We start from the raw sequence: 14,477 nt of genomic DNA on the forward strand, positions 1-14,477 counted from the left end.
GCCTCCGAGAGCTATCGAGGTCCTAGAAGAGGGGGATTGATTGCAAGAGAAGATCTGGGAGGCGCGGGAGAATCAAACTCGCCCCACTTTCTTCCAACGATCGGCCGTGGAGTCGCAGGGAGGTATCGTCTCCAGTGAATAGTGCGGTCAGGAAGCCGCAGGAGTTGGCTGGGTCGATGTCGTTGCGGACATCGTTGCCGACGTAGAGCACTTCGTGGGGCTGGATGCCTCGCTCTAACAGTCGGACACGGGCGATCTCGAAGAGGTGCACATCCGGCTTCGCGCGTCGTTCGAGGTAGGAGAAGAAGCGGAGGTCGGGATCAATGCCCAAGTTTGCCAGGGAGTCGCCGAGGCAGGATTCCAAGACGGGTATGGTGTAGAACTGGGCGTTGGAGATAAGGCCGAGTTTTAGTCCGCGAGAAGAGAGTTCACGGAGCGTCTCAACTGCTCCGGGCATGGCGGTCACGGGATTGGCGGCTTGTTCATGCTCCATCGCGAGCTGCTCAATTCCGTTGGAGGAAAGCTCGGGATGCATGGCCGCGTGGATCTCGCGGATGTCGACTTCCGGAAACGGATGCGGCGAGGCAGCGTGAGCCTTTTCGATCAGAGCTCGCAGCGTGGGATCGGGATGTATTTCACCGGCTGACGATTTCAGCAAGGTGCCGTAGACGTCGAAGAGGACGGCTCGAAGATTCACGAGAGCAAGAAATGGAACGAGCCCGGCTTGAGGTAGCCGGCGAGGATCTTGTGCTTCGGCACTTCTTCCGGCGGCTCGGGCTTGGCGTCGATCAGTTCGGCGTAGAGCTTTTTCAGGCGCGAACTGTAGGCATCGGTGGAGTAGGGGAGCAGGTCACCGGGCTTGGCGGTGGGCTCGGTGAGCTTGAGCGTGCGGCGCAGCCAGGTGCGGGCGGGTTGGGTTTCGGCGCGGATTTCCACCAATACTTGATCTAGTCCGTCACCGGATAGAAGTCGATGGATGACTTGTCGCTGGAGGTCTTCCGGAAGGTTGCCGAAGTCGAGGTGGCCGTCGTGGAGCATCGCGGCGAAGGAACGCTCGAGGTGCTCGTTCGACATCGGCTCGCCGTAGCTTTCCAGGGTGGCTCGCATGCTGCGGATCAGGCGCTGGCGGAGGGTTTCGCGGCCGACCCACTCGACTGGCACGAGCAGTCGATCGTAGAGACGGCCGGGCACGATACCGGCCTCTGCGAAGTCGTTGGTAACTGCGGGCAGGTTCCGCCCTAACAGCGGCTTGCCGAGAGTGACCGGCTCCAGGAAGCCGAGGCCGAATCCTTCGGCGACGGACGTATTGATGCAATGCGTCGCGTGGCGCAGCCAACTGGCGTAGGTGCGTGGTGACTTGGGAGAGGGCGAGAGGCGGCCGACGACATCGAGCAAGACTGGCAGGCCGGTGTCGGCGGCAAAGGCACGCCATTCCTCATAGACGGGCATCCAGCGTACGGCGTCCGGTGCGAGGCTGACGGCATAGCGGGTGCCTTTCGGAGAGAGGACAGAGAGGAGGAACAATTCGCCAAGGTTCTTTCGGCGGATTGCTCGAATCGGATAGAGTACCAGCGCTGCGTCTGGCTTCTTCTCCAGCGGCTTCACGGCGGCGGGCTGGGTGATCGCGTTCGGCAGCAAGACGGAATGCCCGGCGGGGAGCCCGGCTGCGAGGAAGTGACGGCGGTCGCGCGAGTTGAGAAAGGCCTGCTTGATTCGCGGCGAATGCGGGTAAAGCAGCTCCGCATCGGCGATGAGCGGGTAGTTCATCGGCCGGCCGTCTTCGGCGAGATCGTGGAATTGCAGGACCATCGCTTCGCCCGCTTCGGCCAACTGCGCCACGACATCGGCGATGACCGTATTGCGGCCCAGAGAGTGATTGTGGAAATGCCAGACGATGGGATCGCTGCCGAGCGAGGCGACCACGGCGGCCTTCATTTCCTTCATCAATTGGCGGGCGGTTGGTCCACCGGGGTCGGTGTGGTAGCGCAGGCCCTCGACGACCTTCACTGGCAAGCTCGCGCCGCTTTCGTCCGGCTCACCGCTCAGGATGACGTGGCGGATGCCGAGTTCGGTGAGGCAGCGTGACGCGGTGTGGATCACGCGGGTCACCCCGCCGCGGTGGAGGTGATAGTGGACGATGGCGACGGAATACGGCGGAGTCATCGGTCGAGCGGGCCGAGGGGTTTGACGAAGTGGAAGCCCCAGATTTCGAAGCCGAGGCGATGATAAAGCCGGTGGGAGGGGTGATTCGACGTGTAGCTGTCGAGCACGGCGAGATTGCAGTCTTTCTCGCGGGCAAGCGCTTCGAGTCGTTGGATGAGGAAGCTACCCACTCCGGATGAACGGAGTTCGGGATCGACCACGATGTTATCGAGTTCGAGGTAACGGCCGCACCAGACCTTGGTGGCGATCCAGGCGCTGGCGAGGCCTGCCAGCTTGCCGTCGATAAAGGCGCCGAAGGCGTGGTAGTGCGGGTGCTCGGCGAGGATGGCCTTGAAGCGCTGTTCCAGCACTTCCGGCGGGGTGCTGGCGTTCAGAATCGCCAGCAAGCGGAGGGCGGCGGGAATGTCCTCGGCGACGAGTTCGCGGATCTCCGGCGGGGTCACGCGGACTTCCTAGCGCGCTCCGCCGCCGCAGGGAAGCGTTCGCGATATTCCGGCAGAGAAATCATCGGCGGGCGCTCGCCCGGGGCGGCCACCGGCTGGGGATGGCGGGCGAAAAAGGAATCGAGGATCTCCCCGGACATCCGGCCGAGCTGGGCCAGCGAGCGGTTCCGGTGGATGCGTTCATCGAGGTCGGTCTGGCCGATGGCGGCGGCGCCGTGGAGCCGGTGGCAGTCTAACAAATGGGCGATTTCCACCCCGTAGCCGGTGGGCATGGCGAACTGCTCCAGCAGCTCGCGCCGGGCGGCATACTCGCCGGCCAGTGGCTGGTGAAGCCCGGCGAGATCCGGGCAAAAGCGCTGGAGCAAGGGGCGGACGAGGATTTCCGTGACGCGTCCGCCGCCGCGGGGATCGACACCTTCCGCGGCGAGGAGCGGGCGCTCGTAGAAGCCCTTCACGTAGCCAAGTTCGGCATGCCGGATCAGCGGGCCGACGGTGCCATAGACGAAGCGCGGATGGATGTTTCCGATATCGCCATCGACGAAGCAGATGATGTCGCCGGTGAGCTGATAGACGGCTTTCCAGAGGTTCTCGCCCTTGCCGGTGCGCTGGCCTTGGAAGGGAAGGATGTCCGATGCGAGGATTACTTCCGCTCCGGCTTCTTCCGCCAACGCGCGGGTGCGGTCGGTCGAGCCGGAGTCGATGACGACGAGTTCATCGAGCAGGCGATGTTGGTCGAAGAGCGCGGCCTTCAACACCGAGACCACGCGGGCGATGGTGCCTTCCTCATTGAGCGTGGGGATGCACAGCGAGACTCGCAGGCCAGCGGCCTCCTTCGCTGCGACGAGGGCGGGCAGGTCGGCGAAGTCGCGGTGGTGGAAGGTTCGGGCCATGTTCAGTGACTCTCGGGTTGAATCAGTTTCATTTCAATCCTTCCCCATTCGCCGGATGGCAGCTGGAGACATTCCTGAAGTTCGAGATGTTTTCCCAACGCGGATCCTTCGTTGGGGTTCTTTCGATAGATCATCGAGTGACTGCTGGGTGAGGTACTCCACATCACTTCGAGGATATTGGGAAATTCGCCGAATGTTGCTACCGAGGAGATCAAGGAAGGGGTGGCGAATACACTTCCTCCATAGGTCAGGATGTGTGCCTTGGCCGTTGCCAGTTCCTTTGGGAAGGAGCGACGGACTTCACGCTGGCGGATCAAGTCCCTTACAAAGAAGCCGAACTGGATGAGGAGGAGCATTCCCACCACCGATGCCCACAGCCGGACAGGTTTGGTCCAGAATGGGATCTTTCTCAGCCGAAGGGCGCATGCCGCGACGATGGACTCCGCCGCGAAATACATGCAGGGCGAAACATCCAAGGTCCAGAATTCCAAGTCGCCGTAGCTTCGCCATTCCCCATTGATCTCAAGCGGTTCGCGGGCGGCGACGTGCCAGAGAATCCGCAAGCTGCCAAGAATCGCTCCGGGAACGGCGAAGAAGGCCGCGAACCTGAGCGCGCTTTGAGAGCCCTTCAGGATGCTGAATCCGGCCAAGAGGAAAACCAGCCCGCCAAAGTTGTAGCTACCATGCGAGAACGATCCGGCAGCCTGAAGTGCGATGCCGGCAACCAGCATCCATCCCAACAGCTTCGTCGGAAAGGAGTGCTTCGCGGCAAACTTCTCCTCTTCGAAGCGGTCGATGTCCTTCTGGTAATTCCGCTTTTGTTCCTCTGACAATGGGACGCCCTCGGGGCGGCGGATTTCTGTGGGCCTTGGAGCCGGAGAATCCATCGTCGTTAGATCATATCCCGCGTCACCCGGTATCGCGCTGCGCAGCGCGGGCACTGGACGGTGATGACGTCGGCGTCCTCAAAGAGATCGTCCTTCCGCTCCCGCCACGAGCCGAGCACGGGGAGGATTTGGGCGAGGGTGCAGCCGCAATGGAAGTGGAAGCGCCGGGTCTCCAGCAGAGTCGTTTCTTCCGTTTCCTCGATCTTCTCGACGGCCTCCGCGTCGAGCTTGGAGAGCCATTCCTCGTCGCAATCCGGCTGGGCGGTGACGAGCGTGAAGACTTCGTCGTCGTGACGGAACATCCGGGCCGGTCGCTGCTCGGATTGCTCGTAGTAGCGCTCGACCCAGTGGAGTGGGTCGCGGTCGTCCACCTCCAGCGTGGAAAGCCGCGGCTCGGGCAGGCTGCGGGAGATGGTCTGGGAGTAGAAGTAGTGGCGATCCGGCTCGCGGACGTCCTCGGTGAAGAGGCGTCCGACGACGGATTCCTCGGTCGAACCGGCGGTCACGAAGACATTCACCCGCGGGGCGCGTAGGCTGACGGTCCAAGCGATCGTCTCCGCCCATGGCCGGGCGACGGCGTGGAGAGTGATGCCGGCGAGGAAGTCCTTCAGCATCTGGTCCAGTTCGCCGGGGTGGCGGATGCCGTGCTGCATCAGGTGCAGGTAGTAGTCCGTGTAGATCGGTACGAATTGAGCACGCAGGATCAAGGCGTTGCGATGACGGACGAAGATGGATTCGACCCTGACATACTCCTCGACGCTGACCTGCTCCGGCTCTTCCACGGCGCAAGGGTAGGGGCGGGTGGGGCCGGAATCCAAACCCGAAATTCCCTTTGCTGTCACGGGCTGGAAAGGACTTTGGAGAAATGGGTTTGAGATAGGGCGAAGCATGGGACAGATTACGTGGCGTCGCCGCGTGTCAGGATTTCCGCCAGCCCAGCTCATTCCGCCGCAAGTGCTCCTAGGCGCCTATGCCCAAGGGGTTTTCCCCATGGCCGACGCGGGCGAGCTGACGTGGTTTTCGCCGCTGATGCGCGGCATTATCCCGCTGGATGGCAGCTTTCACGTCCCTCACGGGCTGAAGCGGTCCATGAAAAAGGCACCCTTCGAGGTGAAATGGAACAGCGACTTCCGCGGGACCATGCAGGGGTGCGCCTCGCGCGAGAGGACGTGGATCGACGCCACGATTCTCGAAAGCTACTGCCTGCTGCACCGGCTGGGCTACGCGCACTCGGTGGAGACGCACGATGAGGAGGGCTTGCAGGGCGGCTTGTATGGGGTGGCCCTCGGCCGGGCTTTTTTCGGAGAGAGCATGTTTTCCCGGAAGACCGACGCCTCGAAGGTGGCGCTGGTGGCGCTGGTGGAGGAGCTCCGGGCGCGCGGCTTCGTGCTGTTGGACACGCAATGGCTGACCGAGCATCTGCGCCGCTTTGGCGGGCAGGAAATCCCGCGGGACGAGTATCAGCGGCGGCTGAAGGACGCGATCGGTTCGCTGGAGGAGGGCTTCCATCCGCCGAAGCTGGGGCCAGGGGCCTGAGGAAAGGGTGCGGAGCGTCGGGGAAGTGCCGAAGGAGTGAAACCTGTGCCGGGTTTCGGGGTTTCTGCTCCGGGTGAATTTTCCCGTGCGTCGCCGTGGGAATTCCTCGACTCTCGGAAACCCCACCGGAAAATCCCGTCATGTCCCAAGCGATCATCGATCCCGAGGAAGTCCGCCGTTTCGCCACGGAATTGAAGCGTTTCAATAACGAGGTGAAGGAGCGAACCGCCTCGCTGATGTCCCGCTTCGCCGCGCTGGGCGACAGCTGGCAGGACCAGGAACACGAGAAGTTTTCCGCCGAGTTTCTCCAGATGATGAAGACGATGAAGCGCTTCATCGAGCTCTCCGACCAGCACGGCCCCTATCTCCTTCGCAAGGCGGACCGCATTCAGCAGTACCTCGACCAGCGCTAATCCATGGATAGCCAGGCACGGGTGGGATCGATCGAAGCCCTGGAGGGATTCCGGGCGGCGTTGATCCGTTATACCGAGCGTGCCCGGCGGGCGCTGGATGACGTGACCGGCGAGGTCAAGCGCACCCGCGGCTGGCTGGAAGTGGAGCAGCGGCAGAAGTGGGAGGGAGAGTTCCGGCGGCGCGCGCGCATGTTAGAGCAGGCGGAGCAGGAGCTTTACAGTGCGCGGATGTCCTCCCTGACCAATGACAAGACTGCCCAACAGATGGCAGTGAACAAGGCCCGTCGGGCGCTGGCCGAGGCCGAGGAGAAACTCGCCGTGCTGAAGCGGTGGCGGCAGACCTTTGACGCGCGGATCGAGGTGCTGGCCAAGCAGCTTGAAGCGCTCCACGAGACGCTTTCCCGCCAGATGCCGAAGGGGGTGGTATCGCTCACCAATTCGATCCGCCTGCTCCAAGACTACGCCGAAGTCCACGTCCCGCGCGAGGTGACGGGCGGCGGCGAAACCACCACCGAAGAAACCTCCGAACCGTCATGAGCCTGGGTGCCAGCAAGTCGCTCCTCAATGAGGCGAATCGCGAGCTTTTCGCGCGCTGGGAAGAGACCCGCGCGTCGTGGCGTGACGCCAAATCCTTCGATTTTGACAAAGAGTATCTCGCCGGCCTACCGCAGGCCGTCGCCACCGCCACGCGGGTGATCGAGGAACTCGATGTCGTGCTTTCCAAACTCCATGCCGACTGTGACTGACCCCCTGCATCCCGAGCGCGTCCGCGAGCTATTGCTGCGGCTGCAAGCTGCCATTTCGTCCATTTCCGGACGCGAGGCGGCGCTCACCCGCGCCCATGCTGCGAGCGTGCTGGTCGCACGGCGCCATGCGACCGCGCGGCGCGAAGCCGGCGAGGTGGATCGGGCGGCGCGGCAAAAGAGACTGATGGCGCACTCGGATTCCGAGCAGGAGGCCGTGGTGATCAAGTACGAGGCGCGTCGTAGCTGGATGAACCGCGCCGCGCAGTCCGCTCATGCGGGCCTGGCCAAGCGGGTGCGCAATGAGAAGGACCGCCACGTGGGCCTGCGCCAGGCGCAGACCATGCGCAGCAAGGAGGAGGCGAAGGAGCTGTGGGAGCGAGCCCGCCAGGATCACCGCGAGTTTGCCCAGGGGATCTCGGCGGATCTTGAGGAAACCGCCGCGACCGCCCGTGGTGCGGTGAAGGTGCTGCGCGGTTTCCAACCGTGGTTCAGCCTGATGCTGCGCAAGGGCAAGTTCGTCAAAGGCGATGAAGCTGACACTTCCAAGGACCGTGAAACGCTTCAGGGTGAAAGCCAGCGGCGACTCGCGGAGGCAGGCAGACAGCTCGACTCGCTGAAGAGAAATCCGCTCGCGGCCTTGTTCCGCTTTGTGCCGTTGACCGCGCTGCTGGTGGTGATTGGAGGCGTCTTCGGCTACTTGATTTACAGCGCGCCTGATCGAGCCGCGGCATGGGCCGCGCAGAAGCCGAAGCTGCTGATGGCCCTGCTCATTCCGTGCGCGCTCCATTTCCTTTCCACGCTGCTGCTGTTCCCGGCGGTGCGCCGGATGGCGATCACCCTGCAGTCATCCCGGAACCTGGGTGCGGGAGCGGCTGCGGTGTCGGAGTCGAAGGTCACCGCGCTCGGGGAAAGCCTGAAACGGGAGGTGGCCCAGCAAAGTGCAGGACTGAGCGAAACGCTGCGTGGCAGCGAAGAGATCGGGCAGGATCTGATGCAGCAGGGACGGCGCAAGATCGAGGCGCAGGTAGCCCGCTTGCCCGCGAAGGCCGAGGCGCTTCACCGGCGGAATCTTTCCCACGTGGCCGACCGGATGCATCAGGCGGTCTCGAACTTCGAGGCCCAGTCCAAGGCGGAGGATGCTGCCCGTGACGCGGAGTATGCCGCGGCTGTCGGGGCAGCTGATGTGACACGGGAGGAAGGTTTGAACCAGTTGCTCGGCGAGTGGGAGGAGCAGGTGAAGCCGGCTTATGCCGAGTTGTCGGTGCTGGCGGAGCAGGCTGACAGCCGCTTCCCGGAGTGGAGTGAGTCGTGGGTCGGCACGTGGACGCCGCCGGAAAGTTCCGAGCGGGTGGTGCCTTTCGGCAAGCTCGTGGTTTCGCTCAAGGAGCTGGCGGGCGGCATGCCGGAAAGCGATCGCTTTACCCTGGATGGTCCCGCTGAGTTCGAGGTGCCGCTGGCGCTCGGCTTCCCGGATCGGGGTTCGGTTTTGTTAGAAGGGGATGCGTCTGCCGCAGCCTCGGCGATCAATGAGATCGTCCTGCGGGTGCTGACCACCCATCCGGCAGGGCGGGCGATGTTCACGTTGATCGATCCGGTGGGACTCGGGAAGGACTTCGCCGGGCTGATGCACCTCGGCGACTACGAGGAGACGCTCATCCACGGCCGGATCTGGACGCAGACGACGCAGATCGAGGAACGGCTGGCGGAGGTCAACGAGCACATCGAGAAGGTGATCCAGATGTATCTTCGCAACGAGTATGCGACGCTCGACGAATACAACGAGCACGCCGGCACGGTGGCGGAGAAGCATCGCTTCGTGGTGATTTCGGGTTTCCCTGCGGGATTCAGCGAGGTGGCTTCGAAGCGGCTGCTGAGCATCGCGACCAGCGGCGCGCGCTGCGGCGTCTATCTGCTGATGCACCGCGACCCGCGACAACAGGTCGAGCCCGCTCTGGCTGATGCGCTGGAGAAGGCTTGCCTGCGGCTGGTGCCGCAGGGAGATGCCTTTGCCGTCGCGAGCTTGCCGGCCGGAGGAAATCACGCGGTGCTTGCCCCGCCGCCGAAGGGCGAGCTGGAGACGACGCTCGTGCACCGGCTCGGTCAGGCGAGCATCGACTCGAATCGCGTGGAGGTTCCGTTCTCGCACATCTCGCCGCCGGAGAGCGAATGGTGGAAAAACAGCACCGGTGACGAACTGCGTGTGCCGATTGGCCGCAGCGGGGCGAAGAAGTTCCAGATGCTGGCGCTCGGCAAGGGTACCCGCCAGCACGCGCTGATCGCGGGCAAGACGGGTTCCGGCAAATCGACGCTGTTCCACGTGATGATCACCAACCTCGCGCTGCAATGCAGCCCGGACGAGGTGGAGTTCTACCTGGTGGACTTCAAGAAGGGCGTCGAATTCAAGTGCTACGGCTCCAAGCGCCTGCCGCATGCCAAGGTGGTGGCGATCGAGAGCGATCGCGAGTTCGGCCTCAGCGTGCTGCATCGCGTGGATGAGGAGCTGCGCCGTCGCGGTGAACTGTTCCGCAAGGCCGGTGCGCAGGACGTGGCAGGCTATCGCAAGGCGACCGGTCTGCCCTTGCCGCGGACCTTGCTGATGATCGATGAGTTCCAGGAGATCTTCACCGAAGACGATGCCGTCGCGCAGTCGGCGTCCCTCTTGTTAGACCGGATCGTTCGCCAGGGCCGTGCCTTCGGCATCCATGTGATCCTCGGCTCGCAGACGCTTGGCGGTGCCTACACGCTGGCGCGTGCGACGATCGGGCAGATGGTCGTGCGCATCGCGCTGCAGTGCAATGAGGCCGACGCGTATCTGATCATGGACGACGACAATCCCGCGCCGCGCCTGCTGACGAGGCCGGGCGAAGGGATCTACAACGACAATGCCGGTGCGCTGGCGGCGAACAGTCCTTTCCAAACCGTGTGGCTTTCGGAGGACGAGCGGAACCGCTTGCTCGACCGTGTGACGGAGATGGCCGCGGAGCAGGGAAGAAAGCCGGCCGCGCCGGTGGTGTTCGAGGGCAATGCTCCGGCGGACCTGGAAGCGAATGTCGAGTTGGCCGGGCTGTTGCATGAGCGTCCGCAAGCGCGGCCCGCCGAGGTCAAGGCGTGGCTGGGTGAGCCGAATGCGATCAAGGGCCCCACAGAGGCCGTCTTCGGTCGTCGCAGCGGCAGCCATTTGCTGGTGGTCGGCCAGTCGGACGAGCGGGTGGGAACGCTGTTGGAAGTGGCAACGCTTTCGCTGGCGGCCGGGCTGCCGGCAGATGGAGCGCGCTTCGTGATTCTCGATGGGAGCGGTGCTTCGAAGCGGCTGGTCTCGACTTTGCCGCATGAGGTGAAGGTCGTCGGCCCGGCGGGCGTGACGGATGCCTTTGGCGAACTGGCCGCGGAACTCGCGAAGCGGAATGCGGGTGAGGCTGAAGGGCCGGAGATCTTCGTGGTCGTTCATGGCCTGCAACGGTTCAAGAAGCTGCGGCAGGAGGATGATTATTTGTTCTCGATGGACGATGGTCCCTCGGGTCCGAACCCGGCGAAGGTGCTGGCGGATCTCGCCAGCGAAGGTGGTGCCGCAGGAATCCATCTCCTCGCGGGCGTCGATACCTGGAACAACGTCGGCCGCTGGTTGCCGCGCAAGGTGATGGCGGAGTTCGAGATGCGCGTGCTGTTCCAGATGAGCGCGAACGATTCCGCGAACCTGATCGACTCGCCTGCGGCGGGGAACCTCGGGCTGCATCGTGCGCTGCTCTATAATGAAGCGCATGGCACCACCGAGACCTTCCGGCCTTATGCCGAACCCGAAGGGGATTGGTGGGAGAAGGCAGCTGAACAGATGAAGGCGGGCGCGGTGGGAGCGGCGAAGTGATTCGCCGTTCCGGCGTCGAGCGGGCAAAGAAAAAGCCGTGGGCTTTCGGCCCGCGGCTTTCTTGTTTGAATTTCTAGAAGGGATCTCAGAACCCGATCATCGAGACCAGCTCCGCGTCGTCGTACTTGGCGAGATGGTCGGAGGCTTCGAGGAGGACTTCGTTTTCGAAGTCATCCTGCAGCGCGGCGAGCGAGGCGTCCGGGGCGTTGACCTTGACCATCTTCTCGTTGCCAGCGCCGGTCCCGGGGTGGGACTGGAGCGTGAGGACGACTGCGACCAGGGCGGCGGCTCCGGCGAGGGAGGTGCCGATGGCGGCGGGGATCCAGATGCGGCTCCACCATGGTTTCTCCTGCCCGGCGAGGCGGGCGGCGCGGACGACGTTGTCGGCGAAATTCGGGCTGGGCCGCGCGGAGCGGCTTTCCCGGAGGAGTTCCCAGACGGGATCCTTTTCAAGGCCGTTGACGAGGTCCTGTTCGAAGTCGCTGGAGGAGTGTGAGTCGCGCTTCATGGTGACGAGATAGTTTCTGGCGGAAGTAACCTACTTGCGAGGCAAAAGTTGCTGCGGGATTTCAGACGCCCCGCTTGTCCCCCCATAGCCGGACGTGGAGGCGGTCGCAGAAGCGCCAGCCGTGCGTCATGCACGGGCCGGTGAGGGCGAGGCCGTGCCGGTCGAGTTCGGCGGCACTGCGGCCCTCTGGCATGATCAACACCTTGCTGGCGGGAATGTTGTGCCCGGTGGTGAAGGCGAGGATTTCCGCCACGTCCTCCTCGCCGCGGGCGACGAACTTGAACCAGGCCTTGGGGTCCGTAGCGAAGGAGTCGATGACCGCCGGGACGGTGCGCAGGCGGGCTTCCATCCCGGAATTCGCCAGCTTGGGCGAGACATTGAACTGATTCACCGCGGCGCGGAATTCGGGCGTGGGCGGCTTGGTGCCATTGGTTTCCACCTCGAAGACGTAGGCCGGGTCGATGGCTCTCAGGCCTTGGATGACCTCCAGCCACGCCTCCTGCTGGAGCAAGGGTTCGCCGCCGGTGAGCACCACGCGGCGACAGGGAAAGGCGGCCACGCGGGAAACGACTTCCGCGGCGGGGACCTCGATCGTCACGTCAGCCTTGCGATGCTTCCGGTAGGCCGGGTCGGCGTCCTTGTCGTGCTTCCACGGGGTCCCCTCGAAATTCCAGGTGTGGTCGGTGTCGCACCAGCGGCAGTGGAGGTTGCAGAGCGAGGCCCGGATGAAAACGGCCGGGAGACCTGCGGAGACGCCTTCCCCCTGCAGGGTAAAAAAGATTTCGGGGCCGTCGTTGAGGCGGGCGAGGAGCATGGGGAGACGATGAACGCCTCCCGTGCGTCCGCCAAGGCCGGTCACTGGCCGAAGAACTTCTTCATCGCCTTCTGCTCGTCGGGATCGAGCGCGTCCTTCCAAACGCGGTCGCCGCCGTCGCCGGTGGCACCGGCCTCACCGCCAGCGTGCGAGCCGACGGCCGACTTGTCCACGTCGTGCTCGCCATCCTGAAGCTGGAGCAGGTCGCCGGGCAGGGAGCGGGAAAGATCTTTCGACTCAAGGCCGGTCAGGTCGCCGGTATCGAGCTTCTTGCCCTCGGCACCGAGCATGCCGGGAGAATGGCCGGGGCCGCGGTCCACGCCGCCCTTGCCCGCGCCTTCGCCGTCCTTGTCGCCATCCTTGTCACCGTCACCACTGCCGCCGCCTTTTCCTTTGCCGTCACCGTCGAGCAGCTCATCGAGCCATTCGTCGCCCTGGCAATCGCCGCCTTGGCAGTCCTTGCAGGCCTTGCCGGCTTTTTTCATGGCGTCGCGGAGTTGCTGAAGCTGGTCCGGCGGGATCTGGCCGAGATTCTTTGGGTCGAGTTGCTTGAGCTGGTCGAGAAGCTTGGAGTTCGGCTTGAGCGCGCCGTTCTGGAGGCCTTGCAGGGCCTGGTCGAACTGGTTCAGGAGCTTCTCCTTGTCCGCCGCGGACATGCCGCCGGCATTCTTTTCGAGGTTTCCGAGCGCCTTGTCTGCCCGTTCGAGCTCGCGCTCGAGCTTGTCCACCTGAGAGGTGTGCTCCTTTTTCAAGCTATCGGTGGCTTCGAGGGAGGAATGGCTGAACCAATCCTCTTCCTTCTGCGCGCGAAGCTCCTCGAGCTTCTTCTTCATTTCTTCGATGTAGGTCTCATCGAGGGTCTTATCTTCATCGAGGCGCTGGAGGTCGGATTCCAGCTTGGCCCATGCGAGCGGCTCGTCCTTGTCGACGACGGGATTGGTGCGGGCGGAGACCGGGAAAAAGAGTCCGGCGACGAGGAAGAGGAGCGCGGCGAAGGGCGGGATCAGGACCCGCTGCCAATGCCACTCGACGCCAGCATCCACCTTCGGTGGCAATTCCGGCCAAGGGGCGACGCCAGCCTTCGCGGCGGACAGGGCATTGCGGAGGCGCATCGAGGCTTCGATGCGCACCAGCGATTGCTCCGGCTTTTCAAAGCGGCGGCGTGCGACCAGCCACGCGATGCCGGCGAGCAGCGCGACGGTGCCGAAGGCTGACAGGCCAAGCACCCAGGCCTGGGAGTCCGGTGCCTCGCGACGGATCAAAAGCAGCACACAGGCGCCTACCAAGCCGACCGTCACCAGCGGCGTCGAGAGGGTCTGGATCCACCAGGCGAGGTTGATCTTTCGGGCCACGGCAGCGGCGTGGCGAGTCCACGCGTCGCGAAGCTTTTCCGAGGGAGTTTGCATGATCCGGTTGCTAGACTAACCCCACAGGGCGGGATCGCGATGTGAAAAATACGTGATTTTCCATTCGGCCGATCACAACTTGCGAATCCCCGTGCCCGCGGGTTTGATGGGCCCAAATGAGCGAACTGCCCGCCAAGCCGGATTCCGAGAGCTTTGCCAAGAGGATCGTTGAGTCGATCGTCGGCGCGATTTCCCGCATTCCGACCACGGAGATGACGGAGAGCCCGATGCCGGACGAGGCCGCCCGGACCATCGCGCGCCAGGCGGCGCTCAAGGCTGCAGCGACGGCAGGCACGCTGGGCTTGCCTGCGGGACCGCTTGGCTGGCTGACCATCGTTCCCGAGATGATGAAGGTCTGGCAGATCCAGACACAGATGGTGGCGGATCTTGCCGGCGTGTATGGCCAGACCGCGTGCCTGTCGCGCGAGCAGATGACCTACTGTCTGTTCCGCCACGGCGCGGCGATGGCCGTCCGCGATCTGGTGGTGCGGGTGGGAGAGCGCTACCTCATCAAGGAGGTCTCGCTGAAGGCGTTCCAAGCCATTGCGCAGCGGATCGGCCTCAAGATCTCGCAGCGCGCGCTTGGCAAGGCGTTCTCACGCTGGGTGCCAGTCGTGGGTGCGGTCGGTGTTGCCGGCTACGCGTACTTCGATACGGCTCAGGTGGCGAAGACGGCGATCGATCTGTTCGAGAAAGGCATCGAGCCGCCGGAGCCGGAGATGAAGCGGATCGGCGGCGGGCCGCCGCCTTTGCCGTGATCGCGGGGGCTCAATCCCGGTGCGCGAGTCCAGTATTCCAGTATGCCTATG

At 63.9% G+C, this 14,477-nt stretch carries 15 protein-coding genes; 6 read left to right on the forward strand and 9 right to left on the reverse strand.

Translation table 11 applies throughout. From position 1 onward, the window contains the following. Nucleotides 1-22 precede the first annotated feature (22 nt). The 6 genes from WKV53_RS18520 to WKV53_RS18545 are packed head-to-tail and all read right to left on the reverse strand — an operon-like array spanning nucleotide 23 to nucleotide 5,165. A complete protein-coding gene (locus WKV53_RS18520) occupies nucleotides 23-697 on the reverse strand; it encodes an HAD family hydrolase (protein WP_341406272.1) in 675 nt (224 codons plus the stop codon). Further along, a complete protein-coding gene (locus WKV53_RS18525) occupies nucleotides 694-2,163 on the reverse strand; it encodes a glycosyltransferase family protein (RefSeq protein ID WP_341406273.1) in 1,470 nt (489 codons plus the stop codon). Before WKV53_RS18525 ends, WKV53_RS18520 begins: the two co-directional genes overlap by 4 nt. Beyond that, a complete protein-coding gene (locus WKV53_RS18530; RefSeq protein WP_341406274.1) occupies nucleotides 2,160-2,606 on the reverse strand; it encodes a GNAT family N-acetyltransferase in 447 nt (148 codons plus the stop codon). The genes WKV53_RS18525 and WKV53_RS18530 overlap by 4 nt, the downstream gene beginning before the upstream one ends. Continuing rightward, nucleotides 2,603-3,496 (reverse strand): glucosyl-3-phosphoglycerate synthase, encoded by an 894-nt coding sequence (locus tag WKV53_RS18535; protein ID WP_341406275.1) that lies wholly within the window; start codon nucleotides 3,494-3,496, stop codon nucleotides 2,603-2,605. Before WKV53_RS18535 ends, WKV53_RS18530 begins: the two co-directional genes overlap by 4 nt. A gap of 2 nt (nucleotides 3,497-3,498) precedes the next feature. Continuing rightward, nucleotides 3,499-4,329 (reverse strand): hypothetical protein, encoded by an 831-nt coding sequence (locus tag WKV53_RS18540; RefSeq protein WP_341406276.1) that lies wholly within the window; start codon nucleotides 4,327-4,329, stop codon nucleotides 3,499-3,501. 59 nt (nucleotides 4,330-4,388) lie between these two features. Further along, on the reverse strand, nucleotides 4,389-5,165 hold the full coding sequence (locus WKV53_RS18545) for an Hsp33 family molecular chaperone HslO (protein WP_341406277.1): 777 nt from the start codon (nucleotides 5,163-5,165) through the stop codon (nucleotides 4,389-4,391). A 106-nt stretch (nucleotides 5,166-5,271) separates the two neighbouring features. Here WKV53_RS18545 and aat point away from each other — a divergent pair, with 106 nt between their 5' ends. The 5 genes from aat to WKV53_RS18570 all read left to right on the forward strand — a co-directional run bounded on the left by aat (nucleotide 5,272) and on the right by WKV53_RS18570 (nucleotide 10,940). Then, nucleotides 5,272-5,919, forward strand: a complete 648-nt coding sequence (aat, locus tag WKV53_RS18550; protein ID WP_341406278.1) for a leucyl/phenylalanyl-tRNA--protein transferase — start codon at nucleotides 5,272-5,274, stop codon at nucleotides 5,917-5,919. A 140-nt stretch (nucleotides 5,920-6,059) separates the two neighbouring features. Further along, nucleotides 6,060-6,332: a WXG100 family type VII secretion target gene (locus tag WKV53_RS18555; RefSeq protein ID WP_341406279.1), complete on the forward strand. Its 273-nt coding sequence runs from the start codon at nucleotides 6,060-6,062 to the stop codon at nucleotides 6,330-6,332. Nucleotides 6,333-6,335: 3 nt separating this feature from the next. After that, nucleotides 6,336-6,869 (forward strand): hypothetical protein, encoded by a 534-nt coding sequence (locus WKV53_RS18560; RefSeq protein WP_341406280.1) that lies wholly within the window; start codon nucleotides 6,336-6,338, stop codon nucleotides 6,867-6,869. Beyond that, nucleotides 6,866-7,078 carry a hypothetical protein gene (locus WKV53_RS18565; RefSeq protein ID WP_341406281.1) on the forward strand — a complete coding sequence of 71 codons (213 nt, stop codon included), beginning with the start codon at nucleotides 6,866-6,868 and terminating at the stop codon, nucleotides 7,076-7,078. Before WKV53_RS18560 ends, WKV53_RS18565 begins: the two co-directional genes overlap by 4 nt. Next, complete coding sequence (locus WKV53_RS18570) at nucleotides 7,062-10,940, forward strand: FtsK/SpoIIIE domain-containing protein (RefSeq protein WP_341406282.1); 3,879 nt, start codon at nucleotides 7,062-7,064, stop codon at nucleotides 10,938-10,940. The genes WKV53_RS18565 and WKV53_RS18570 overlap by 17 nt, the downstream gene beginning before the upstream one ends. An 85-nt stretch (nucleotides 10,941-11,025) precedes the next feature. Here WKV53_RS18570 and WKV53_RS18575 read toward each other — a convergent pair whose 3' ends face one another. The 3 genes from WKV53_RS18575 to WKV53_RS18585 all read right to left on the reverse strand — a co-directional run bounded on the left by WKV53_RS18575 (nucleotide 11,026) and on the right by WKV53_RS18585 (nucleotide 13,668). Beyond that, a complete protein-coding gene (locus WKV53_RS18575; RefSeq protein ID WP_341406283.1) occupies nucleotides 11,026-11,448 on the reverse strand; it encodes a hypothetical protein in 423 nt (140 codons plus the stop codon). Between the two features lie 61 nt (nucleotides 11,449-11,509). Then, the gene (locus WKV53_RS18580; protein ID WP_341406284.1) at nucleotides 11,510-12,262 is read right to left on the reverse strand and encodes a 7-carboxy-7-deazaguanine synthase QueE; all 753 of its coding nucleotides are present in this window, start codon (nucleotides 12,260-12,262) and stop codon (nucleotides 11,510-11,512) included. A gap of 41 nt (nucleotides 12,263-12,303) precedes the next feature. Next, complete coding sequence (locus WKV53_RS18585; RefSeq protein WP_341406285.1) at nucleotides 12,304-13,668, reverse strand: hypothetical protein; 1,365 nt, start codon at nucleotides 13,666-13,668, stop codon at nucleotides 12,304-12,306. Nucleotides 13,669-13,784: 116 nt separating this feature from the next. Between WKV53_RS18585 and WKV53_RS18590 the strand changes: the two genes are divergently transcribed. Next, on the forward strand, nucleotides 13,785-14,426 hold the full coding sequence (locus tag WKV53_RS18590; RefSeq protein ID WP_341406286.1) for a hypothetical protein: 642 nt from the start codon (nucleotides 13,785-13,787) through the stop codon (nucleotides 14,424-14,426). The last annotated feature ends 51 nt before the right edge of the window (nucleotides 14,427-14,477 follow it).

The organism is Luteolibacter sp. Y139 (assembly GCF_038066715.1).
Classification (GTDB): domain Bacteria; phylum Verrucomicrobiota; class Verrucomicrobiia; order Verrucomicrobiales; family Akkermansiaceae; genus Haloferula; species Haloferula soli.